This window comes from Streptomyces sp. NPDC058985 (assembly GCF_042740985.1).
GTDB lineage: Bacteria > Actinomycetota > Actinomycetes > Streptomycetales > Streptomycetaceae > Streptomyces.
Window position 1 is genome coordinate 92,597 of record NZ_JBHYJX010000014.1, and the last position, 22,715, is coordinate 115,311.

22 protein-coding genes are annotated in these 22,715 nt (G+C 71.7%); 16 read left to right on the forward strand and 6 right to left on the reverse strand.

Annotated features, from left to right (window positions below; translation table 11 throughout):
• Positions 1 to 51 precede the first annotated feature (51 nt).
• Positions 52 to 774, reverse strand: a complete 723-nt coding sequence (locus ACFW01_RS15490; RefSeq protein ID WP_384503990.1) for a DNA-binding response regulator — start codon at positions 772 to 774, stop codon at positions 52 to 54.
• 314 nt (positions 775 to 1,088) lie between these two features.
• On the opposite strand from ACFW01_RS15490, the gene ACFW01_RS15495 reads away from it, so the two are divergent.
• Positions 1,089 to 2,126 (forward strand): helix-turn-helix transcriptional regulator, encoded by a 1,038-nt coding sequence (locus tag ACFW01_RS15495; protein WP_234959354.1) that lies wholly within the window; start codon positions 1,089 to 1,091, stop codon positions 2,124 to 2,126.
• Here the strand turns inward: ACFW01_RS15495 and ACFW01_RS15500 are convergent.
• From ACFW01_RS15500 to ACFW01_RS15510, 3 genes are read right to left on the reverse strand one after another with little or no spacing between them, the layout of a single operon-like run.
• Entirely contained in the window at positions 2,089 to 3,072 is a 984-nt protein-coding gene (locus tag ACFW01_RS15500; protein WP_384503992.1) for a helix-turn-helix transcriptional regulator, read from the reverse strand. The genes ACFW01_RS15495 and ACFW01_RS15500 overlap by 38 nt on opposite strands.
• Positions 3,069 to 4,055: a helix-turn-helix transcriptional regulator gene (locus ACFW01_RS15505; protein ID WP_384503994.1), complete on the reverse strand. Its 987-nt coding sequence runs from the start codon at positions 4,053 to 4,055 to the stop codon at positions 3,069 to 3,071. The genes ACFW01_RS15500 and ACFW01_RS15505 overlap by 4 nt, the downstream gene beginning before the upstream one ends.
• Positions 4,056 to 4,080: 25 nt before the next feature.
• A complete protein-coding gene (locus ACFW01_RS15510) occupies positions 4,081 to 5,091 on the reverse strand; it encodes a helix-turn-helix transcriptional regulator (RefSeq protein ID WP_234959358.1) in 1,011 nt (336 codons plus the stop codon).
• An 86-nt stretch (positions 5,092 to 5,177) separates the two neighbouring features.
• Between ACFW01_RS15510 and ACFW01_RS15515 the strand changes: the two genes are divergently transcribed.
• The 3 genes from ACFW01_RS15515 (at position 5,178) to clpB (ending at position 8,614) form a co-directional block, all read left to right on the forward strand.
• A complete protein-coding gene (locus tag ACFW01_RS15515; RefSeq protein ID WP_234959359.1) occupies positions 5,178 to 5,363 on the forward strand; it encodes a hypothetical protein in 186 nt (61 codons plus the stop codon).
• A 5-nt stretch (positions 5,364 to 5,368) separates the two neighbouring features.
• Positions 5,369 to 5,704 (forward strand): hypothetical protein, encoded by a 336-nt coding sequence (locus ACFW01_RS15520; protein WP_125494939.1) that lies wholly within the window; start codon positions 5,369 to 5,371, stop codon positions 5,702 to 5,704.
• A gap of 297 nt (positions 5,705 to 6,001) precedes the next feature.
• Positions 6,002 to 8,614 (forward strand): ATP-dependent chaperone ClpB, encoded by a 2,613-nt coding sequence (clpB, locus tag ACFW01_RS15525; protein WP_384503997.1) that lies wholly within the window; start codon positions 6,002 to 6,004, stop codon positions 8,612 to 8,614.
• 58 nt (positions 8,615 to 8,672) lie between these two features.
• Here clpB and ACFW01_RS15530 read toward each other — a convergent pair whose 3' ends face one another.
• Positions 8,673 to 9,140: a hypothetical protein gene (locus ACFW01_RS15530; RefSeq protein WP_384503999.1), complete on the reverse strand. Its 468-nt coding sequence runs from the start codon at positions 9,138 to 9,140 to the stop codon at positions 8,673 to 8,675.
• Positions 9,141 to 9,357: 217 nt separating this feature from the next.
• On the opposite strand from ACFW01_RS15530, the gene ACFW01_RS15535 reads away from it, so the two are divergent.
• Positions 9,358 to 9,894, forward strand: coding sequence for a YbjN domain-containing protein (locus tag ACFW01_RS15535; protein ID WP_234959362.1), 537 nt, complete (start codon positions 9,358 to 9,360; stop codon positions 9,892 to 9,894).
• 274 nt (positions 9,895 to 10,168) lie between these two features.
• Positions 10,169 to 10,720 (forward strand): Uma2 family endonuclease, encoded by a 552-nt coding sequence (locus ACFW01_RS15540; RefSeq protein WP_384504001.1) that lies wholly within the window; start codon positions 10,169 to 10,171, stop codon positions 10,718 to 10,720.
• Here ACFW01_RS15540 and ACFW01_RS15545 read toward each other — a convergent pair.
• Entirely contained in the window at positions 10,665 to 11,906 is a 1,242-nt protein-coding gene (locus ACFW01_RS15545) for a pyridoxal phosphate-dependent aminotransferase (RefSeq protein ID WP_384504003.1), read from the reverse strand. The two genes, ACFW01_RS15540 and ACFW01_RS15545, sit on opposite strands and share 56 nt — an antisense overlap.
• A 183-nt stretch (positions 11,907 to 12,089) precedes the next feature.
• Here ACFW01_RS15545 and ACFW01_RS15550 point away from each other — a divergent pair, with 183 nt between their 5' ends.
• The 10 genes from ACFW01_RS15550 to ACFW01_RS15595 all read left to right on the forward strand — a co-directional run bounded on the left by ACFW01_RS15550 (position 12,090) and on the right by ACFW01_RS15595 (position 22,400).
• Positions 12,090 to 12,365 (forward strand): hypothetical protein, encoded by a 276-nt coding sequence (locus tag ACFW01_RS15550; protein WP_234959365.1) that lies wholly within the window; start codon positions 12,090 to 12,092, stop codon positions 12,363 to 12,365.
• A gap of 398 nt (positions 12,366 to 12,763) precedes the next feature.
• Positions 12,764 to 13,300 (forward strand): DUF2617 family protein, encoded by a 537-nt coding sequence (locus ACFW01_RS15555; RefSeq protein WP_234959366.1) that lies wholly within the window; start codon positions 12,764 to 12,766, stop codon positions 13,298 to 13,300.
• A 144-nt stretch (positions 13,301 to 13,444) separates the two neighbouring features.
• Complete coding sequence (locus ACFW01_RS15560; RefSeq protein ID WP_234959367.1) at positions 13,445 to 15,100, forward strand: polyamine aminopropyltransferase; 1,656 nt, start codon at positions 13,445 to 13,447, stop codon at positions 15,098 to 15,100.
• Positions 15,101 to 15,405: 305 nt separating this feature from the next.
• Entirely contained in the window at positions 15,406 to 16,578 is a 1,173-nt protein-coding gene (locus tag ACFW01_RS15565; RefSeq protein WP_384504006.1) for a sensor histidine kinase, read from the forward strand.
• On the forward strand, positions 16,575 to 17,324 hold the full coding sequence (locus tag ACFW01_RS15570) for a response regulator transcription factor (RefSeq protein ID WP_234959369.1): 750 nt from the start codon (positions 16,575 to 16,577) through the stop codon (positions 17,322 to 17,324). Before ACFW01_RS15565 ends, ACFW01_RS15570 begins: the two co-directional genes overlap by 4 nt.
• A gap of 52 nt (positions 17,325 to 17,376) precedes the next feature.
• Positions 17,377 to 18,219 (forward strand): SRPBCC domain-containing protein, encoded by an 843-nt coding sequence (locus tag ACFW01_RS15575; protein WP_384504008.1) that lies wholly within the window; start codon positions 17,377 to 17,379, stop codon positions 18,217 to 18,219.
• 82 nt (positions 18,220 to 18,301) lie between these two features.
• A complete protein-coding gene (locus ACFW01_RS15580) occupies positions 18,302 to 19,090 on the forward strand; it encodes an aldose 1-epimerase (RefSeq protein ID WP_234959371.1) in 789 nt (262 codons plus the stop codon).
• A 10-nt stretch (positions 19,091 to 19,100) separates the two neighbouring features.
• Positions 19,101 to 19,652 carry an orotate phosphoribosyltransferase gene (gene pyrE, locus ACFW01_RS15585; protein WP_234959372.1) on the forward strand — a complete coding sequence of 184 codons (552 nt, stop codon included), beginning with the start codon at positions 19,101 to 19,103 and terminating at the stop codon, positions 19,650 to 19,652.
• Between the two features lie 168 nt (positions 19,653 to 19,820).
• On the forward strand, positions 19,821 to 20,852 hold the full coding sequence (fbaA, locus tag ACFW01_RS15590) for a class II fructose-bisphosphate aldolase (RefSeq protein WP_234959373.1): 1,032 nt from the start codon (positions 19,821 to 19,823) through the stop codon (positions 20,850 to 20,852).
• A gap of 93 nt (positions 20,853 to 20,945) precedes the next feature.
• A complete protein-coding gene (locus tag ACFW01_RS15595; RefSeq protein ID WP_384504010.1) occupies positions 20,946 to 22,400 on the forward strand; it encodes an MFS transporter in 1,455 nt (484 codons plus the stop codon).
• Positions 22,401 to 22,715: the final 315 nt, after the last annotated feature.

Genomic DNA, 22,715 nt, shown 5'->3' on the forward strand with positions numbered 1-22,715 from the left:
GCGAGGCGTGCCGGGGGGTGTGGACATGCGGTGGTCCACACCCCCGGGCGATCAAGGCCCCTCGCCACCTGGGCGGGCCTTGGACTCTCGCGCCTGTGCGCTCGTCGTCGGCTGTTCGGGGACATGGGCCTGCCACACGATGCGGGAGGCCTGGACGCGGTTGTCGACACCGAGCTTGGCGTAGACCCCGCGGATGTGGTCCTTCACCGTGTGCGCACTGATCCCCAGTGCCTCGGCCATGTCGGGATTCGAGGCACCCTCCGCCAGTAACCGGGCGATCTCCCGCTCACGGGCGCTGAGCCTCTCCAGCATCCCCCGCGCGGCGACCACCGCGTCCGCCATGCGGCCGGGCCGGACGTACTGATCGACGAGGAACCGGGCGGCAACCGGTCCGAGGGCGACGGTGCCTTCGGCGGCTGCCCGGACCGCCCACGGCAGGTGCCGTACGGAGTTGCCCCGCAGCAGAATCCCGCGCGCTCCGTGGCGGAGCAGTGTGCGTGTGCCGTGTTCCGACAAGGAGTCGACCAGTACGACGTGTGCGGGAGCGACGGCCGGGACACCGGCCGCCCCCGGTGCGGCCGGCTTCGGTCGCCGGAGAGCGTCGAGCGCCTCCTCCGCACTGCGGTGCATGCTGGTCAGGACGTCCGGACGGGACGTCCTGACCAGAGGGGCCGCCGGGTCCGAGTTCTCGCAGACGATCCGGATCCTGGTGTCCTCCTCCAGCACACGTCTGACCCCGGCCCGTTCCAGCGGCTCCCGGCCGAGTACGCCCACGCGTATCACGATCTCTGTCCTCCCCCATGCGCACCCCCACGCGCCGTCCGGGCACCCGGCCCTGCCCACGCGACGGCAAGGCGGCCTCAGTACGGCAGGCGGAGCCGGTCATGCTCCGCCGTCACCCAGCATGCACGCTGCGTACAACCCTGCGACACCTTCAGCTTGTTGCAACGAGCGGAACCGGAGGGCGTACGTAAAGGGTTATTACGGCGCATATTGATGTGGCGTGGGAGGGGAGCCGTGTTGCGGAGCCGGTCCCGGCCGCGCATAGTTGCGCTGCGGAGGAGCCGGAACCGGGGGTGGGATGGGCGATGGCCGGGCACGGGGCTCAGGAGCATCCGCACGGGGCCGACCGGCTGTGCGCGGCCGGGGACCGTGTGTACTCCCGGGCCGTACGACGCGGCCGGGTGCCGCGCCAGGACGCCGAACCGGTCCCCTGCCTCCTCGAACTCGCCCTGCTGCACCCCGACCCCGACGACATGGACTGGCTGGTGCCGACCTCTCCGCAGGAGGTCATGACGCGGCTGCTGCGCGGGGTCCACGACGAGGTCAGCGCGAGTCAGCGGCGGGTGGGCTCGGCGGTGGAGGCTTTCGAGTGGTACGCGGGGCTCGGCCGGCTCATCCACGCCTCCGCCGGGACGGAGAGTTCGGCGATCCGGGTCCTCGACGGGCTGGCCCGTATCCAGGCCGCGATGGACGAGGCGACGCAGGCGTGCACGACGGAGGTGCTCACCGTGCAGCCCGGCGGCATCCGGCGTGAGGCGGAGCTGTCGGAGGGGCTGCACCGGGCGCTGGCGCTGCGCGGGCGCGGGGTGCGGATGCGGGACCTGTACACGCACGTCGCCCGGCACGGCCAGGGCCTCCTCAACTACCTCGAGTTGATGGGCGACGCGGTGGAGGCCCGCACGCTGGACGAGGTCATCGACCGCCTCATCCTCTTCGACCGCACGGTCGCCTTCATCCCGGCCAACACCGACCGCACGATGGCCCTCGAACTGCGCCACCCCGCGCTGGTCTCCTACCTGGTCACGGTCTTCGAACGCCTCTGGCGCCTCGCCATCCCGCTCTCCGCCGCCCTCCCCGACACCGGCATCGAGGGCATCTCCCACCGCGAGCAGTCCATCGCGGCGCTGCTGGCGGAGGGCCACCAGGACGCGGTGATCGCGGAACGGCTGGGCATAAGCGTCCGCACGGCCCGCGCGCACATCGCCCGCCTCTCGGAGACCCTGGGCGCGGCGAGCCGTACCCAGCTGGGCGTCCGCATAGCCCAGGCAGGCCTGGACGGCACCACCCAGGGCGTCCCCGCCCCCGTCATCCTTCCCGGTCAAGAATCCCCGACCGCCCGATGAGATACCCGAGCTGAGCCCGGCTCTCGCTGCCGAGGGTGGCGGCGAGTTTGGCGATGTGGACGCGGGCGGTGCGGACGTTCATGCCGAGGCGTTCGGCGATGACGTTGTCGGTGTGGCCTTCGATGAGGAGGGCGGCTATGGCGTGTTGGCGGGGGGTTATGCCGTCGGGCGTCAGGCGTTCGACAGTCCCGGGATGCATGGGCGACGCAAGGCGCCAGAGCCGGTCGAACGTCGTGATGAAGTGGGACAGTAATGCCGGGTGCCGCACTTCCAGGGCCAGTGATCGATCGGCATTGGCGGGGATGAAGGCGACCGCGCGGTCCACGACGATGAGGCGTTCGGTGATCTCGTCGAGAGTCCTGGCTTCCACGTCGCCGGTCAGTTTCTCGTAGCGCGCGAGCACGTAGGGGGCGTTGCGGACGGTGTGCTGGTAGAGGGCGCGGATGCGGCCTCCGCGGTCGAGGAACGCCTGGTCCCGCTCCATGGCGGCTTCGTGGTGGTGGAAGGGCGGCCTGACGAGACCGTCATGCGGCTGGATCGTGAGGACCTGCTCGGAGGCGGCGACCATCGATCTGCCGATGACCTCCCCGATGCGTTCCTTGCCGCTGAGCACCTTCAGGGCGGGTGTGTCCTCGGCGGCCCGCGGATGGGTGTCGGGCCGCATGAGCGTGCTGAAGATCTCGATCAGCTGTGTCTCGCTGCGCCTCTTGTCCGCGATGTGTTCGCCGGAGGCGCGCAGCAGCCCGTGCAACGCTGCCACCGGGGGCACCGGTTCGAGTCTGTCGTAGTGGTCGAGTGAGAGTTGGAGCAGTCCGTAGTCGATGAGGCAGGGTGCGGCTTCGGCGGCGGCGGGCGATACGTGTCCTCGTTCAAGCGCCTGTCGGTACAACTCCAGTCCGATGCCGCACAGCTGCTCCGGTCCGTGTGCCAGGTGTGAGCTCGTCACCGAGCGGTGTCTCCCGTCTTGAGGATCCCGGACTCGGCGATGAGGTACCCGAGCTGAGCGCGGCTCTCGCTGCCGAGGGTGGCGGCGAGTTTTGCGATGTGGACGCGGGCGGTGCGGACGTTCATGCCGAGGCGTTCGGCGATGACGTTGTCCGTGTGGCCTTCGATGAGGAGGGCGGCTATGGCGTGTTGGCGGGGGGTTATGCCGTTGAGGGTGGGCTTTTCGACGGCTTGGGGGTGCATGGGGGTGGCGAGGCGCCAGAGGCGGTCGAAGGTGTTGACGAAGTAGGCGATGAGGGCGGGGTGGCGGACTTCGAGGGCGAGGGTGCGGTCGGCGCTGGCGGGGATGAAGGCGACGGTGCGGTCGACGATGATGAGGCGTTCGGTGATTTCGTCGAGCGTGCGGGCCTCCACGTCGCCGGTCAGTCGCTCGTAGCGCACGCGTTGGTAGGGGGCGTGGCGGGCAGTGTGCTGGTACAACGCCCGGACTCGGGCGCCCCGATTGAGGAAAGCTTGGTCTCGCTCCATGGCCCCTTCGAGTATGTCGGGGCGCCTGGTGACGTATGAATCGTGCGGCTGGATTGCGAGAAGCTCGTTCCTGCCCTCAGTCATGGCTTCCTCGATGGCCTGGCCAGTGCGCTCCTTGCTGGCGAGGATTCTGAGGGCGGGGGTGTTCTCGATGTCGCGGGTTCCCATGCGTATGAGGGGCTCGAAGACATCGGCCATGCGCTGCCCGCGCCGTCGCTCGTCGGCGATGCGGTCCGCCGAGGACCGGAGCAGGCGTTGCAGCGCGACGGTGGGCGGGACGGGCTCCAATCGGTCCAGGTCGTCGATCGCCGGATGGAGGAGGCCGTTGTCGATCAGACAGGGTGCCGTCGCTGCCTCGGCGGTGGGAAGGTGTCCTTCTCGCAGTGCACGGGCGTATGTCTCCAGACCCGCATCACACAGCTCCTCCGCTCCGTGGTGATGCACCTCAGGGGTCACGCGTGACTCTCTTCTGCGATTGGGATCAGTGGTCCTTCTCCAGGATCCCGGACTGGGCTATGAGAAAGCCGAGTTGGGCGCGGCTGCCGCTTCCCAGGGCCAGGGCCAGTTTGGCGATGTGGGCACGGCAGGTGCGGACGTTCATGCCCAAGCGGCGGGCGATGGCCTCGTCGACGTGTCCCTCAACGAGGAGTTTGGCGATGGAGTGCTGGATGTCTGTGATGCCGTCGGGGGCCGGTTCGTAAGGCGTGCCGACATTGAGCGGAACCGCGCGTGCCCACATGAACTCGAAGACTTTGACCAGGTAGCGGACCAGGCCAGGGTGGCGCAGCTCCAGGGCGACTTGCCGGTCTTCCCGGGTCGGGATGAAGGCGACCGTCTCGTCACAGATAATGAGTCGCTCGACCAACTCGTCGATGGTGCGAACCTCGACCTTGCCGTTCGCGATCTGGTCCACGTAAGCGAGTGTCTCAGGACTGTGTCGGGCGGTGTGCTGATAGAGGGTTCGCAGCCGAACCCCTCTTTCGATCAGCGGCCTGTCACGTTCAAGGCCCTTCAGGAGATTGCTCTCCAGCCGACGACCGCCGGGCTGCACCGTGAGCACCTCGGACTGGCACTCTGAGGTGGCCAAATTGAGTGCCGAGTTGATCCGATCCCTCCCCTCCAGGACAGTGATGGCGTGGGTGGATCCGGTGCTCTGTGCACTGGCTGCCATGAACGGCTCGAAGGCGTCCGCCAGTTGCACGGAGAGACGCCTGCGCTCCGTGATCTCCCGCTCGATCGGGTGGAGGCGCTGCGCGAGGGCGACCGTCGGAGGGATGGGGCGCAGCCACGTGGGATCGTCCGGGTCGGGGTGGAGCAGTGCGAAGTCCATCAGGCAGGGGGCCGACTCGACGTCAGCGCGAGCGATGCGGCCGGCACGCAGCGCACTGACGTAGATTCGGCTGCCTTCGTCACACAGTTCGGTTATGGCATGGGGATGTGCCACTTGTGTCTCGTTTGTCCCCAATTTTCCACCCCCCAGGGTCCTGAACATGCAGGAACATGATGCACCGATTGTGTGGCCATGACGTGCCTGAATGAGCCATCGTCTTATCCGACGGGGGAAGAGGAGACCATCGAGTGAGGACGAAGCCGACTATGAGTAAGAGAATGCTTCGCTCGGTTCTTGCCGCTGCTCTTTCCGCCGTTGTGGTGTTCGGGGCCGCGAGCAGCCTGGCCGGCAAGTCCAGCGACGTTCGTGCGGATACGGGGTCGATCACGGTCGTCGCTGGTGTGGACCACACCGACGACACCTCTTGGAACTGATCGCGATGACCACGCCACCCGACGACCGCTCCTTCCGCCGAGAAATGGCCACCGCCTACCGCTCCGGCTGGCACTTCATCGACCTGGTCACCGCGATCCCCCACCCCGGTGACTCCCTGATGGTGACCGTCTTCGGCGAGCCGGTCGTCGTCACGCTGGACGAGGACGGTGACGTGCGTGCGTACCGGTGTCTGCGGCGGCCTCGGGGGGCGCCGCAGCCCGTGCGGTGTGCCATCCGGTACGGAATGATCTTTGTGAACCTGGACCAGCGGGACCACCGGCTCGCGCCGCCGGAGGTCTCCGACATCAGGACCATCTCGGCCACCCCCCGCAGCGCCTGACGCGATTCCCCCGTCGTAACAAATCGCTCAGGTGCTTCCCCCCGGCAGCGGCGTCACCGTGACCTGAACACGGTGACGCCGCTGTCGTATGTAGGGGTATGTGCGGGTACTGCGGATTCCTGAGCCTGGCTGAAAAGCTCCTGCCCGTGTCGGATCACGTCCTGATCTCGCCCGGGTTCCGTCCGGATGTCCCCACGGAACCCGTGGCCGACCCTCCTTGAGTGAAATAGACTCAACTTTGTGTACGTTGTCTGAGTCAGCACTGGGAGACATGGAGACACGGAGGAGAGCCAGAACGTGGACGCCGAGCTGACCAACCGGAGCCGGGACGCCATCAACGCGGCCAGCAGCCGGGCCGTGACCGAGGGGAACGCCGACCTCACCCCCGCCCACCTGCTGCTGGCCCTGCTCCAGGGGCAGGACAACGAGAACATCACCGACCTGCTCGCCGCCGTCGAGGCCGACCTGGCCGCCGTGCGGACCGGCGCCGAGCGCATCGTCGGCGGGCTGCCCAGCGTGACCGGGTCCACGGTCGCACCGCCGCAACCCAGCCGTGAGATGCTCGCCGTGGTCGCCGACGCCCAGGCACGCGCCAAGGAACTCGGGGACGAGTACCTCTCCACCGAGCACCTGCTCCTCGGCATCGCCGCGAAGGGCGGCGCGACCGGTGAGGTACTGGAGGGGCAGGGTGCCAGTGCGAAGAAGTTGCAGGAGGCCTTCCGCAGGGCGAGGGGTGGACGCCGCGTGACCACCGCCGACCCCGAGGGTCAGTACAAGGCGCTGGAGAAGTTCGGCACCGACTTCACCGCCGCCGCACGGGACGGGAAGCTCGACCCCGTCATCGGGCGTGATCAGGAGATCCGCCGGGTGGTGCAGGTGCTCAGCCGGCGCACCAAGAACAACCCCGTCCTCATCGGTGAGCCCGGTGTCGGCAAGACCGCCGTCGTGGAAGGGCTCGCCCAGCGGATCGTCAAGGGGGACGTGCCCGAGTCGCTGAAGGAGAAGCGGCTGGTGGCGCTGGACCTGGGCGCCATGGTGGCCGGCGCCAAGTACCGGGGTGAGTTCGAGGAGCGGCTGAAGACCGTGCTCGCCGAGATCAAGGACTCGGACGGGCAGATCATCACCTTCATCGACGAGCTGCACACCGTCGTGGGGGCCGGGGCCGGCGGGGACTCCGCCATGGACGCCGGGAACATGCTCAAGCCCATGCTCGCGCGCGGGGAGCTGCGCATGGTGGGTGCGACCACGCTGGACGAGTACCGGGAGCGGATCGAGAAGGACCCCGCCCTCGAAAGGCGCTTCCAGCAGGTGCTCGTCGCCGAGCCGACCGTCGAGGACTCCATCGCGATCCTGCGCGGGCTCAAGGGCCGGTACGAGGCCCACCACAAGGTGCAGATCGCGGACAGCGCCCTGGTGGCCGCCGCGAGTCTGTCCGACCGGTACATCACCTCCCGCTTCCTGCCCGACAAGGCCATCGACCTCGTCGACGAGGCCGCCTCGCGGCTGCGCATGGAGATCGACTCCTCGCCCGTCGAGATCGACGAACTCCAGCGCGCCGTCGACCGGCTGAAGATGGAGGAGCTGGCGATCGGCAAGGAGACCGACGCCGCCTCGCTGGAGCGCCTTGAGCGGCTGCGCCGCGACCTCGCCGACAAGGAGGAGGAGCTGCGCGGGCTCAACGCCCGCTGGGAGAAGGAGAAGCAGTCCCTCAACCGGGTCGGCGAGCTGAAGGAGAAGCTCGACGAACTGCGCGGGCAGGCGGAACGGGCCCAGCGCGACGGTGACTTCGACACCGCCAGCAAGCTGCTGTACGGCGAGATCCCCACCCTGGAGCGCGACCTGGAGGCCGCCTCCGAGGCCGAGGAGGAGGTCGCCAAGGACACCATGGTCAAGGAGGAGGTCGGCGCCGACGACATCGCCGACGTGGTCGCCTCCTGGACCGGCATCCCGGCCGGGCGGCTCCTGGAGGGCGAGACGCAGAAGCTGCTGCGCATGGAGGACGAGCTGGGCAAGCGGCTCATCGGGCAGAGCGAGGCCGTGCGGGCCGTGTCCGACGCCGTACGGCGCAGCCGGGCCGGGATCGCCGACCCCGACCGGCCCACCGGGTCGTTCCTCTTCCTCGGCCCCACCGGCGTCGGCAAGACGGAGCTGGCCAAGGCGCTCGCCGACTTCCTCTTCGACGACGAGCGGGCCATGGTCCGCATCGACATGAGCGAGTACAGCGAGAAGCACAGCGTCGCCCGGCTCGTGGGCGCGCCGCCCGGATACGTCGGGTACGAGGAGGGCGGCCAGCTGACGGAGGCGGTGCGGCGGAGGCCGTACACCGTCGTGCTCCTCGACGAGGTGGAGAAGGCGCATCCGGAGGTCTTCGACATCCTGCTCCAGGTGCTCGACGACGGGCGTCTCACCGACGGACAGGGCCGCACCGTCGACTTCCGCAACACCATCCTGGTCCTCACCTCCAACCTGGGCAGCCAGTACCTGGTCGACCCGACCACCGGCGAGGCGGAGAAGAAGCAGCAGGTCCTTGAGGTGGTCCGCAGCTCGTTCAAGCCGGAGTTCCTCAACCGGCTCGACGACCTCGTGGTCTTCTCGGCGCTCAGCAAGGAGGAGCTGGGCCGGATCGCGCGGCTCCAGATCGAGGGCCTGTCCCGGCGCCTCGCCGAGCGCCGGCTCACCCTGGAGGTCACCGACGAGGCCCTGGCCTGGCTGGCGGAGGAGGGCAACGACCCGGCGTACGGCGCCCGCCCGCTGCGCCGCCTCGTCCAGACCGCGATCGGCGACCGGCTGGCCCGGGAGATCCTGTCCGGCGAGATCAAGGACGGCGACGCCGTCCGCGTGGACCGGTTCGGCGACGATCTGATCGTGGGGCCGGCGACGGAGGGCAAGACGGAGGGCAAGACCCTCTGAGGGCGCCGTGGAGGCGTCGGCGGCCCGTCACCCCGGGTGGGTGGCGGGCCGCCGGGTGTCACATCGTGAACGCCGTGAACCGCACCAGCGCCGTCACGGCGTCCTCGTGCACCACCCGCACCCGCACGGCGTGCGCGTCCACGCCCGCCGGCAGCCCCTGCTCGTGGACCAGATCCAGACACAGATCGGCTTCGGCGCCCACGCAGGACTCCGTGCCGGGCTCGGGAGCGTCCGGATAGGTGTGTATCAGCCAGTCCTGGACACCCGTGCGGGGCATGCGGAAGGCGGCGCTGTAGTGAATGTCCTGGAAGCCCTGCACCGTGCACGCACCGGTGGGCCGCGCGTCGGCCGGCAGGGCCGCTCCGCCGAACGCCAGCGCCTCGGCGCAGGGGACCTGCTCGCTCGTCCGCCCGCCCTCGTCCCGCCCGCCCCCGCCCCGGTCGTCCGACTCGGAGAAGACGAAGCCCACGAAGGCGATGAGGAAGGGCAGCAGGATCAGCGCCGGCACCGCCACCACAGCGGCCACCCGCCCCCACCGGGTCCGCCCCCGCGACACGTCCGCACCGCCGTGTGGGCCCCCGCCCGCCCTCGGTGTGCGCGCCATCGTCCCCGCCTCCGTCCGTCGCACATCCACCCGACCGGCCGGATCATGTCAGCCCAGGGCTGACAGGCTCCCGGCGGGCTTGCCACGCCCCTCCCCGCATGGGGGAGGATGGCCAGATCCGTACGAAGGGAAATTCACGGTGACCATCGACCCGTCCTCGATTCCGAACTTCGGGGGCAAGCAGCCCGAGCCGCAGCCCCAAGGACCGGCGGGCCCCGTCGTCCCGGATCAGGATCTTGTGAAGCAGCTCCTCGAACAGATGGAGCTGAAGTACGTCGTCGACGACGAGGGCGACCTCGCGGCGCCGTGGGAGCAGTTCCGTACGTACTTCATGTTCCGCGGTGAGGACGACCAGCAGGTCTTCTCGGTGCGGACGTTCTACGACCGGCCCCACCAGATCGACGAGAAGCCGCAGCTGCTCGAGTCGGTCGACGACTGGAACCGGCGCACCCTGTGGCCCAAGGTGTACTCCCACACCCACGACGACGGCACCGTCCGCCTGATCGGCGAGGCGCAGATGCTGATCGGCATGGGCGTCAGCCTGGAGCACTTCGTCTCCTCGACGGTCAGCTGGGTGCGGGCCGCCATCGAGTTCGACCGGTGGCTCGTGGAGCAGCTCGGCCTGGAGCAGGAGGTCAACGAGGCGGAGAAGCCGACCGACGAGGACGGCGAGTAGTCCGCCCCACGTGCGGCGAGCCCGGTCCCCGGCAACACGGGGGCCGGGCTCTTCCACGTTCTGACCCGCCCCGTCGCCCCACCGCGGCCCACCCCGCCGACACCTCGTTGCCCCACCGGTGCGCTCGCTGTGCGACAGGTGCCGACGGGGATCTCCGGCACCGTCGGAGCGCCTGCCGTGCAGCCCGCCCGAACCGGTCCGCCGGCCGTACCGCCGGGCACGGTGACGCTGCACGGTCCGTCGTATTCTGACCACACACGGGGAGGAGCCGTCCATGAGCCTCGACGCGATCGTGCACACCGAGTTCCCCAAGGGATACGCGGTCCTGTTCGGAGCCGACGGAAAGGTGATCATGACTCCGCAGAGCGAAGAGCGCTCCAGCACCATCAGGTCGATGCAGATCGACTCTCTCGCTCTCGGCCGTCACGCGAAGGTCACCTCCGACGTCTATATCGACTTCCCCGCCGACGAGAACTCGGCCCCCGATCTGGCGATCTTGCGCGAGGACGCACGCAAGGAGGGCAAGCGCTACAGCTTCGAGGACGTCCTGCTGATCTCCGAGGTCGTCTCGACCTCCTCCGCGCGTAAGGACTACGACGACTGCACGGCCAAGTACGGCCGCTGCGGCATCCCCGTCTACCTGGTCGTGGACCCCTACGCCCAGGAAGTCGTCCTCCACACCCAGCCGACCGCTACCGGTTACATCGCGGCCCACACCCACAAGTACCGCACGGGTAAGCTCCCCATTCCGCTGGCCGACGGCCGCACCTTCACTCTCGACCTCGACGAACTCCCGTTGCCGGAGTCCGAGGCGGACGCCCGCTGACGAGCCGGGCCGTGGCCTCCTCCAACACCTCTGTCCGTTTGCAGAACGCGAACCGGACGAAGGGCGCGCCCTGTTCGCGGTGGTCGTAGAAGACCGCGTTCGGGACGGCGACCACCCCGCAACGCTCCGGCAGCGAGCGGCAGAAGGCGAAGCCGTCGCTCTCACCCAGGGGGCGGATGTCCGTGGTGATGAAGTAGGTGCCTGCCGGCCGGAACACCTTGAAGCCCGCTTGCTCCAGACCGCCTGCGAGCAGCTCGCGCTTGGCCCGCATGTCCGCGCGGAAGTCGTCGAAGTACGAGTCGGGCAGGCGCAGCGCCTCGGCGACCGCGTACTGGAACGGGCCGGAGGCCACGTACGTCAGGTACTGCTTGGCCGAGCGGACCGCCGTGACCAGGGCCGGTGCCGCGGTGACCCAGCCGACCTTCCAGCCGGTGAAGGAGAAGGTCTTGCCGGCCGACCCGATGGTCACCGTGCGCTCGCGCATCCCCGGGAAGGTCGCCAGCGGGATGTGCTCGGCCGTGTCGAAGACCAGGTGCTCGTACACCTCGTCGGTCACCACCAGCAGGTCCCGCTCCACGGCCAGCTCGGCGATCGCGGCCAGCTCGGCGCGGTTCAGGACCGTGCCCGTCGGGTTGTGCGGGGTGTTCAGCAGCAGCAGCCGGGTGCGGTCGGTGACCGCGTCGCGCAGCTCGTCGAGGTCGAGGCGGAAGGCGGCGCCCTCGTCGGTGGTGTGCGGGCGCAGGGTCACCGGTACGCGGGTGCCGCCCGCCATCGCGATGCAGGCCGCGTAGGAGTCGTAGTACGGCTCCAGCGCGATCACCTCGTCACCGGGCTCCAGGAGCGCCAGCAGGGAGGCGGCGATGGCCTCGGTGGCACCGGCCGTGACCAGGACCTCGGTGTCCGGGTCGAAGGACAGGCCGTAGCGCCGCTGCTGGTGGCCGACGACGGCGGCGCGCAGTTCGGGGACGCCGGGGCCCGGCGGGTACTGGTTGCCGTGCCCGTCGCGCAGGGCCCGTACGGCGGCCTCCCGGACCTCCTCGGGGCCGTCGGTGTCGGGGAAGCCCTGGCCCAGGTTGATCGCGCCGGTCCGCACGGCCAGGGCGGACATCTCGGCGAAGATCGTCGTTCCGAACTCCGCCAGCCGGCGGTTCAGAAGGGGGCGGGCGCTGGAGCTCATGGAGGTCATGGCGGTCATCCTGCGCCGAAGCTCTGGACTTCCTCAACTCTGCTTTGGGCCGTGGCGGCGAGGGGCATCTCCCGTTCACGCAACGAGCTTCACGACAGATTCCACAAGAGCGAGGCATCCGACGGGGGACTGCTTCGGGGGACGTTCCGGGCCTGCGCCCGGGATGGGAAGGAGGGTGGAGTCATGATCACAGTCATCATCCTGATCGTGGTCGCAGCCCTGGTGATCAGGGGAATCGTGGTCGGCCGGCGGGCCGGCCGCACCGTCCGGCCGCGGCGCGGCGGCCGTTCGGGGTGGACGGGCGACAGCGGCGGCGGCAGCTGGTGGGCCGGTGACAGCGGTGGCTCGTCCTCGGGCGGGCACCACGGAGGCCACTCCTGCAGTGGCGGGTCGTCCTGCGGAGGCGGGTCGTCCTGCGGGGGAGGAGGGGGCGGCGGCGGATGCGGTGGAGGCAGCTGACACGGGGCAGCTGAGCTCCGGCCAGGGGGAACCGCATCCCCGCCGAGGGGTCCGGTCCTGGGACCGGGCCCCGGGCCCCGCCGAGAGCGCCCACCGGGCCGTACACCCGGTGGGCGTTCGTACGCTCCGGCGCACTCCGTTCGCTCGGGGTGTGCGCCCTGGTTGAACAGTTGAGCAGTGGAGCCCCCTGAGGGATGGAAACCCCACGAAGTTGGGTAAAAACGCTGTGGCGGCGCCATTGTTCATGATTTGTTTTCCCTTACCAACGCAGCTCCTCGGACGACCTGTTGACCCCCCTCCTGACCGGCCGACCGGGCTGCGCGGACCGCAGCCCCGGCAGTGGCCGGGATGCGCGGGCCCCACATCTTCCTCTCCTTGTGTGCTTGCGGAGCCGATCCATGCTCACGACCCTGAACACCGCCTACACCGACACGCGCGCCGCAGACCTGGCCTGGGCCCTGGGGCGCGAGCCGCTGCCCGCGCTCGCCTGTCTCGATGTCGAACTCACGGACGCGAAACTGCAGTTGAGACTCCTCGGCGCCTCCCATCAAGTGCTCCTCGAGGAGGAGCGGGGCAGCTGCTCGGAGACGGTGGCGTGCATCCCCGGCAGCAGCACGCCGTTGCCGCTCGGCGTCGCCAAACGGGTGGGCGACTGGGAGTACGAGTTCGCCGCCCGGGTGGAGGTGCTGACACCGGGCTCCTTCGCCGGCCGCGCCCAGGAGCTGCTGGCCCTCGTCTCCGACCATCCGCACGGTCTGGCCGGCGTCTTCCCGGGCAGCCCGCACGCCTTCACCGCGCTGCTGGCCCAGCGGCGCGACGGCCAGGTGCACTGGCGCACCTGGCACGCCTACCCGCAGGACGGGCAGGTGGTGGCGACCCGGACCCGCGTGGGCGTCCGGGTGCCGGCGTCGCAGCTCAGGCGGTCCGCGGTATGAGGCGGTATGAGCCGGAGAGCGCCGCCGGGCGGGGAGCGGCCCGGCGCGGGGTCCGGGCCGGGTAAACCTGTGGGGCCGAACGCGACGCCAGATTCACACGTGTGGGTGACGAAGCGCGGTGGGGGAGTGACGTAACGTCACTGCGTGATCGATCCGCACGCGCCCGCTCCGCCCGGCTCTCCGCCGTCCTGGGGCGGCCCCTGCGGTCCGCAGGCGCCCGCGCGGCTGCCCGTCCGGCCCGCCCTCGCGCGGTTCCTGGTCCTGGCGGGCGTGTTCGTCTGCGCGGCCTGCGGGCTGGTGTACGAACTCGAACTGGTCGCCCTCGCCTCCTACCTGATCGGCGACTCGGTCACCCAGGCGTCCGTCGTGCTGTCCGTCATGGTCTTCGCCATGGGCCTCGGCTCGCTCGCCGCCAAGCGGCTGCGCCGGCTGGCCGCCGCCGGCTTCGGCGCGGTCGAGGCGGTCCTCGCCCTGGTCGGCGGCTCCAGCGCGATGATCCTGTACGCCGTCTTCGCCTGGACCGGCGGCTGGGGCGGCCTGTGGGCCGACGGGCCGCGTTTCCTGCTGGTCGCCTTCTCGCTCGTCATCGGTGTGCTGATCGGCGCCGAGGTGCCGCTGCTGATGGAGCTGATCCAGCGGGTGCGCAGGCAGGACGCGGGCGGCGCCGTCGCCGACCTGTTCGCCGCGGACTACGTCGGCGCGCTCGTCGGGGGCCTCGCCTTCCCCTTCGTCCTGCTCCCCTTCCTCGGCCAGCTCACCGGCGCGCTGCTCACCGGCACCGTCAACGCGGTCGTCGGCGCCGCCCTGGTCCTCGGTCTGTTCCGGCGCGACCTGACGCGCCGCGCCCGCTGGCTGCTGCTGACCGCCAACCTCCTCGTACTCGCCCTCCTCGCCACGGCCACCGTCCTCGCCGGCGACTTCGAACGGGCGGCCCGGCAGGCCGTGTACGGCCAGGACGTCCGGGTGGCCGTCCGGACCGGCGTGCAGGAGGTCGTCCTCACCGGGGGCACCGACGGCCGGTCCCTCGGCCTGTTCCTGGACGGGCGGCCACGGGCCGGCGGCGGCGACGCACGGCGCTACCACGAGGCCCTGGTACACCCGGCGATGAGCGGCCCGCACGCGCGCGTGCTGATCCTCGGCGGCGGCGACGGCCTCGCCGCGCGGGAGGTACTGCGGCGCCCCGGCGTCCAGCGCGTCGACGTCGTCGAACTCGACCCCGGGCTCGCCCGGCTGGCCCGGGACGACCCCGGCCTGTCCTCCCTCAACGAGCACGCCTACGACGACCCGCGCGTCCACGTCCTGGCGGAGGACGCCTTCCGGCGGCTGCGGTCGACGCCCTCCGCGACGTACGACGTGGTGATCTCGGACCTGCCCGACCCGGGCATCACCGCCGGCACCAAGCTGTACTCGCAGGAGTTCTACGGCCTGCTGCGGCGAGTGCTCGCCCCCGACGGGCGGCTGGTGGTGCACGCGGGCCCGGCCGCCGCCCGGCCCCGGACCTTCTGGACGGTGGACGCGACGCTCCGCGCGGCCGGACTGCCGGCCGTCGCCTACCGCGTCGCCGCCCGGGACGCCGGCTTCACGCCCGGCCCCGACCGCACGGCCGCCGCTCCCCCCGCCCCCCGCGACTGGGGTTTCCTCCTGGCCGCCCGCACGCCCCCCGCACTGCGCCTGGATACGGCGCAGGGCCCCCGCCCGCGCACCCTCACGCCCCGGTCGCTCGCCCGGGACGCCGACGCCGCGTCCCGCACCAGGATCCCGGATCTGCCCCCGTCGACCTTGGTGCATCCGCGGTACTGAGCCCGTCGGCGGCGCGGAGCCGGGCCGGACGACCGGCCGCGGAGCCGGGCCGGACGACCGGATACCCAATACCCGGGGGTGCGACCCGTGCGGCGGCCCGCCCTCCTCCCCCCGGTGCGGACGGACCGCCACACCCCCCTGTGGATCGCCCGCACCGAGAACCTAGGGCCGCGCGGCCGATCGCGGAATCGGGCCGTGGGTGGAGACGGGAGCCAACCCGCCGCGGTAGCCGGCCGGTTCCTGCACCTTCCGCGGTACCGCGAAAGGAGGACGCCGACGCCGGGCGGTGGACCTACGCTGCGGCAATGCGCCTGCATCCCCTGGCGGCCGACGGCCTGATCGCCGCGGCGCTGACGACCGTTGCCGTCCTGCTCGGCACCGAGGCCGTCGCCCAGGGGTGGCCCGCGCTCGATCCGCGCGCCTGGTCGCTCGTCGCCCTGCTGACCCTCCCGCTCGCCCTGCGCACCCGGGCCCCCGTCACCGTCTGCCTCACCGTCCACGCCTGCTGGGCGCTCTACGTCACCCTCGGCTACTGGCCCGTCGTCGGATCCTTCGGCCCCATGCTCGCCCTCTACACCGTCGCCTCCCTGCGCCCCACCCGCACCGCCGCCGCCTGCGCCGCGCTGCTCGCGGGCGTCTGGATCTACGCCGGGGTGGTCGCCGGTGCCGAGGCGATGGCGTCCGTGGTGGGGCAGGCCATCGGATTCCCGCTGGTGCTCTGGCGGTTCGGGTACGTCGCCCGCCGGACCGCCGAACTCACCCGGCAGCTCCGTGCCGAACAGGCCGACCGGGCCCGGCGCGAGGTGGCCGAGGAGCGCGTGCGGATCGCCCGTGAGCTGCACGACGTGGTCGCCCACCACATCGCCGTCATCAACGTCCAGGCCGGCCTCGCCCGCTTCGTCTTCCACTCCGACGCCCGCACCGCGCGCACCGCCCTCGACACCGTGGAGGACGCGAGCGGCGAAGCCCTGACCGAACTCCGCCGCATGCTCGGCCTGTTGCGCGCCGAAGGCGTCCAGGGCGCCGACGGCGACCCCGCGCCGGGCCTCGACCAGCTGGACGAGATGGTCACCCGGGTCCGCGCCGGCGGCGTACGCGTGGAACTGCGGATCACGGGTGCGCCCCGTCCGCTGTCGTCCGGCATCCAGCTGTGCGTCTACCGGGTGGTGCAGGAAGCGCTCACCAACGTGCTCAAGCACGCCCCCGGAGCGGACGCCACCGTCGAACTCGCCTACCGCACCGGCGAGGTGACCGTGTCGGTCACCGACGACGGACATGCCGACGGGCCGCGGGAGGGGATGGATTCGGACACAAACGCCGAGCGCGGCGGCCACGGCTTGATCGGGATGCGGGAGCGGGCCAAGCTCTACGGCGGGACGATCGTCGTCGGCCCGCGCGGCGAGGGGGGCTTCGGCGTGCTCCTGACCCTGCCGACGCCGGTAGGCACCGCACGCCGGGGAGACACCGTCAGGGAATGACCGACCCAGAGCATCCGAGGCACGAGACGACCGAGGGACCGGACGACCGTCCGGTGCGGCTGCTCGTCGTCGACGACCAGTTCCTCGTCCGCAGCGGCCTCGCCGCCCTGCTGCGCGCCGCCCCCGGCATGGAGGTCGTCGGCGAGGCGGCCGACGGCGCGCAGGCGGTGGCACTGGCCGCGCGCACCCGGCCGGACGTCGTCCTGATGGACATCCGCATGCCCGGCATGACCGGCATCCAGGCCACCGAGCGGATCCTCGCCGAGGCGGCCGACCCCGCCCCCCGCGTCCTCGTCCTGACCACCTTCGACCTCGACGAGTACGTGTACGGCGCCCTGCGCGCCGGCGCCTCCGGCTTCCTGCTCAAGGACGCGGGCCCCGAACGGCTGCTGGCCGCGGTCGCCGCGGTGCACGGCGGCGACTCCCTGTTCGCCCCCGCGGTCACCCGGCGTCTGGTCGAGGCGTTCACGCGGATGTCGGAGCCGGCCCGCACGGACCCGCCGGACGCCGCTCCACCGCCCGGGCTGGCGACGCTGACCTCGCGCGAGGCGGAGGTGCTGGGCCTGGTGGGCCGCGGACTGAGCAACGCCGAGGCCGCCGACCGCCTCTTCATCAGCGAGGCCACGGTGAAGACCCACCTCAACCGCACGATGTCCAAGCTGCGCCTGAGCAGCCGGGCCCAGGCGGTCGTGGTGGCCTACGAGACGGGTCTGGTGACGCCGGGGAGCGCGGGGGACGCCGGGTGACTTCGGGCCGACGGGGGGTGCTCCGGGCGCCCGCTGGGTAGGGTGCCGTGACATGGAGCATGAGGTGTTCGTTCCGGTTCCGGCCGAGCGGCTCAGGGACGTGCTGGCCGACCCCGTGCGGGTCGCCCGGGCGGTTCCGGGGCTCCAGCAGGACGCCGGCGCCGAGCCCGTCGCGGGCCGGCTGAAGGTGCGTATCGGCAGCCACTCCATCACCTACCGGGGCGCGCTGCACCTGTCCGCGCGCCCGGACGGCACGTACGCCGTCGAGGGCGACGCCACCGAGTCGCGCGGCACCGGCGCGGTCACGCTCGCCCTGACCCTCTCCGTCCGGGACGCCGAGGGCGGCGCCACCCTCGGCTTCGCCGGGACGGCCACCGCGGACGGGCGCGTTACGGAGCTGCCCGAGGAGTCGGTGACCTCGGCCACGGCCCGCCTGCTGACCCGGTTCGCGGAGAACCTGGGCACCGCGGCGGCCGAGGAGCAGCCGCCCGCCTCCGTCTTCGACACCGAGGTCCCGCCGCCGTCCCTCGACTCGGAGGACGCGGACGAGGCGGGCGAGGCGGCCGAGGCGGGCGACGCGAATGACACGGACGGCGCGAATGACACGGGCGGCGCCGACGAGGTCCGAGCCGCCGCCCCGCAGGCCCCCGCCGCCCCGGACGCCCCCGCCCCCGACATGGTCGAACCCCCCGCCGAGGCCGCGCACGCCCGCCGCACGATGATCGGCCGCAGCGCCGAGGAGGTGGACCACGCCCCGCCGCGCGGCCGGTACGCCCCCGTCCCCGCACCCCAGGCGGGCGTCGCCGGCGCCTCCCTGCGCTGGGCCGCCCCCGCCGCGGCCGTGGTCGTGGCCGGGGCGATCGTCGTGGGCCGCGCGCTGCGCAAGCGCCGCTGAGCGTCCTCCCGGACCCCGCGCACCACCCTGCGCATTACCCCGCGTACCGGGGCGCCCTTGATCGCCCCAGTAGGGTCGTGGCGTGAGTAACGAACCCATCACGCTGACCGCGGGTGACGCGGAGGCGACCGTGCTGCCGGGCAACGGCGGCCGGATCGGCGGACTCCGCGTCGGCGGCACGGAACTGCTCCGCCAGGGCGAGCGCTACGGCTGCTTCCCGATGGTCCCCTGGTGCGGCCGGATCCGCGACGGCCGCTTCCGGGACGGTGCGGCCGTCCACCAGATGCCGCTCAACTCCCCGCCGCACGCCATCCACGGCACGGCGCGCGACGCAGCCTGGCGCACCGCGCGCGTCACCGCGGACGAGGCGGTCATCACGTACGACCTGGCCGACCCCTGGCCCTACACCGGCCGCGTCACCCAGGTGATCGCCCTCACCGGGGACGCGCTGACGCTGACGATGTCCGTGGAGACGTACGACTCGTCCTTCCCGGCGCAGGTCGGCTGGCACCCGTGGTTCAACCGGACCCTCGACGGCGCGGACGTCGCGGTCGCCTTCGACCCCGCCTGGCAGGAGGAGCGCGGCGACGACCACCTGCCCACCGGCAACCGCGTCGACCCGAAGCCGGGCCCCTGGGACGACTGCTTCGGCATGCCGGACGGCGTCGACACCACCCTGACCTGGCCGGAGCGGCTGGAGCTGAGGGTGACCAGCCCCGAGCAGTGGGTCGTGGTCTACGACGAGCAGGAGGCCGCCGTCTGCGTGGAGCCGCAGACCGGGCCGCCCAACGGCCTGAACACCCTCCCCCGCCTGGTCACGCCCCTGGAGCCGCTGGAGGCCACGACGACCTGGTCCTGGCGCCGCCTTTAAGCTGGCGTACATGACGGACGACGTACGCGCGGCGCTGCTGCAGCAGATCAAGGACAAGGCCGTGGTGCACGGCAAGGTGACGCTCTCCTCGGGGATCGAGGCCGACTACTACGTCGACCTGCGCCGCATCACCCTGGACGGCGAGGCCGCGCCGCTGGTCGGGCAGGTGCTCCTTGAGCTGACCGACGACCTGGAGTTCGACGCGGTCGGCGGGCTGACCATGGGCGCCGACCCGGTCGCCGCGAGCATGCTGCACGCCGCCGCCGCGCGCGGAAAGCGCCTGGACGCGTTCGTGGTCCGCAAGGCCGCCAAGGCGCACGGGCTGCAGCGCCAGGTCGAGGGTCCGGACATCGAGGGCCGCCGCGTCCTGGTCGTCGAGGACACCTCCACCACCGGCGGCTCCCCGCTCACCGCCGTCGAGGCCGTGCGCGCGGCCGGTGCCGAGGTGGTCGCCGTCGCCACCATCGTCGACCGCGCGACGGGCGCCGCCGAGAAGATCGAGCAGGGCGCGGGAGTGCCGTACCTGTACGCGTACGACAAGGACGAGCTGGGCCTGGACTGAGGCCCATTCCGAGGCCATTCCGAGGCCATTCCGTGGCCCGCTCCGAGGTCCACTCGGGTAATCCCGGTCCGTCTGGAAGGATGGGGCCGACGATGACGTCGCCCCCCAGTCCTAGGTCAGGGCCATAAGCAGCAGCCGAGCCCACCCGCACATACAAGGAGCGGACAGATGCCCATCGCAACTCCCGAGGTCTACAACGAGATGCTGGACCGGGCGAAGGCAGGAAAGTTCGCCTACCCGGCCATCAACGTGACCTCCTCCCAGACGCTGCACGCGGCCCTGCGCGGTTTCGCCGAGGCGGAGAGCGACGGGATCGTCCAGATCTCCACCGGCGGCGCCGAGTTCCTGGGCGGCCAGCACAGCAAGGACATGGTGACGGGCGCCGTGGCCCTCGCCGAGTTCGCGCACATCGTGGCCGCGAAGTACGACGTGAACATCGCGCTGCACACCGACCACTGCCCGAAGGACAAGCTCGACGGGTACGTGCGCCCCCTGATCGCCGTCTCCGAGGAGCGCGTCAAGGCCGGCCGCGAGCCGCTGTTCCAGTCCCACATGTGGGACGGCTCCGCGGAGACCCTGGCCGACAACCTCTCCATCGGCACCGAGCTGCTGGAGCGCGCCCGTGCCGCCAGGATCATCCTGGAGGTCGAGATCACCCCGACCGGCGGCGAGGAGGACGGCGTCTCGCACGAGATCAACGACTCCCTCTACACCACGGTCGACGACGCACTGCGCACCGCGGAGGCCCTGGGCCTCGGCGAGAAGGGCCGCTACCTGCTCGCCGCCTCCTTCGGCAACGTGCACGGCGTCTACAAGCCGGGCAACGTCGTGCTCCGCCCCGACCTGCTCAAGGAGCTGAACGAGGGCGTCGCCGCGAAGTACGGGCAGCCGGCCGGCTCCAAGCCGTTCGACTTCGTCTTCCACGGCGGCTCCGGCTCCACCGCCGAGGAGATCGCCACCGCCCTGGACAACGGCGTGGTCAAGATGAACCTGGACACGGACACCCAGTACGCCTTCACGCGTCCGGTCGCGGACCACATGTTCCGCAACTACGACGGCGTCCTGAAGGTCGACGGCGAGGTCGGCAACAAGAAGACCTACGACCCGCGCACCTGGGGCAAGCTGGCCGAGGCCGGCATGGCCGCGCGCGTCGTCGAGGCCTGCGGTCACCTGCGGTCCGCCGGTACGCGGATCAAGTAGTCCCTCTCAAGTTAGTCCCCGGCGGCCACCCGGCCGCGAGACGTGCAGCGAGCCCGGCGCCGAACGCGCCGGGCTCGCTGTATACCTGGGGGCATGCCCGACGTCCGGCTGGCCTCACCGCAAGGCAAGTGGATCCTGCTGACCACCGTCCTCGGCTCCAGCATGGCCCTGCTGGACTCGACCGTCGTCAACGTCGCGCTGCCCCGCATCGGCCGCGACCTCGACGCCGACCTCGCCGCCCTCCAGTGGACCGTCAACGCGTACCTGGTCACGCTGGCCGGGCTGATCCTCCTCGGCGGCGCCCTCGGCGACCGGTTCGGCCGCCGCCGGATCTTCGTCATCGGGGTGCTGTGGTTCGCCGCCGCCTCCCTGCTGTGCGGTATCGCGCCGAACGCCGGTGTCCTGATCGCCGCCCGTGCCCTCCAGGGCATCGGCGGCGCGCTGCTCACGCCCGGTTCCCTCGCCCTCATCCAGGCCTCCTTCCACCCCGACGACCGGGGCCGGGCGGTCGGCCTGTGGTCGGGCTTCGGGGGCGTCGGCGCGGCGGTGGGGCCGTTCCTCGGGGGCTGGCTGGTGGACGGGGCGGGCTGGCGCTGGGTGTTCCTGCTCAACGTCCCGCTGGCCCTGCTGTGCGCGCCGATCGCGCTGCGGCACGTACCGGAGTCCTCGGACCAGCGCGCCCACGCGCGCTTCGACGTGCTCGGCGCGGTCCTCGGCGCGGCGGCCCTCGGGCTGCTCACGTACGCGCTGATCGAGGCGCGCGGCGCGTCCTGGGCGGTGGCGCTCAGCGCGGTGGCCGGTGTCGTGGCGGCGGTGGCCTTCGTGGCCGTCGAGCGGCGCCGCACCGACCCGATGATGCCGCCGGACATCTTCGCCTCCCGCCAGTTCACCGCGATCAACGTGGTCACGCTGTGCGTGTACGCGGCCTTCGGCGGCTTCTTCTTCATGGCCGTTCTCCAGCTCCAGGTCGTCGTCGGCTGGTCCGCGCTGGCCGCCGGTACGGCGCTGCTGCCGACCACCGTCCTGATGCTGCTGCTCTCCGCCCGCTCCGGCGAGCTGTCCGAGCGGCTCGGCCCCCGGCTCCAGCTCACCGTCGGTCCGCTGCTGTGCGCCGCCGGGATGGTGCTGATGCTGCGGGTCGGACCGGGCGCCTCCTACCTCGCCGACGTGCTGCCCGCGCTGCTGGTGCTCGGCCTCGGCATGGTCACCCTGGTGGCGCCGCTGACCGCGAGTGTGCTGGCCGCCGTGGACACCGCGCGCGCCGGACTGGCCAGCGGCATCAACAACGCGGCGGCCCGCGCGGCGGGGCTCGTCGCGGTGGCCGCGCTGCCGCTGCTCACCGGCATGGGCGAGGAGGCCTACCGGTCGGCGCGCGCCTTCGACGACGCGTTCGGCCCGGCGATGCTGATCTGCGCGGCCGTCCTGGTGGCGGGCTCCGCGATCGCCTTCACGACGGTCCGCCGCCCGGCCCCGGACTGCCGCCGCCCCGAATGCCGCACCCACGGCTCGATCCTGACCCCACCCCTGGAGGGCGAACGCCGGACCTGACCGGACAAGGGGCGCGACCATGCCCCTCAGGGGCGCGGGGAACTGCGCGCCCAGCCACGGCGCACCCGCGGCCGGCGACGTACCCGGACGCAGGGCTCCCGCCCGCGCGGGGTGCCATCGTGTGCCGACGTCCGGATCACGCCCTTGAGGGGCGCGGGGAACTGCGCGCCCAGCCACGGCGGCGCCCGCGGCCGGCGACGTACCCGGACGCAGGGCTCCCGCCCGCGCGGCGTGCCACCGTGTGCCGACGTCCGGATCACGCCCCTGAGGGGCGCGGGGAACTGCGCGACCAGCCACGGCGGCGCCCGCGGCCGG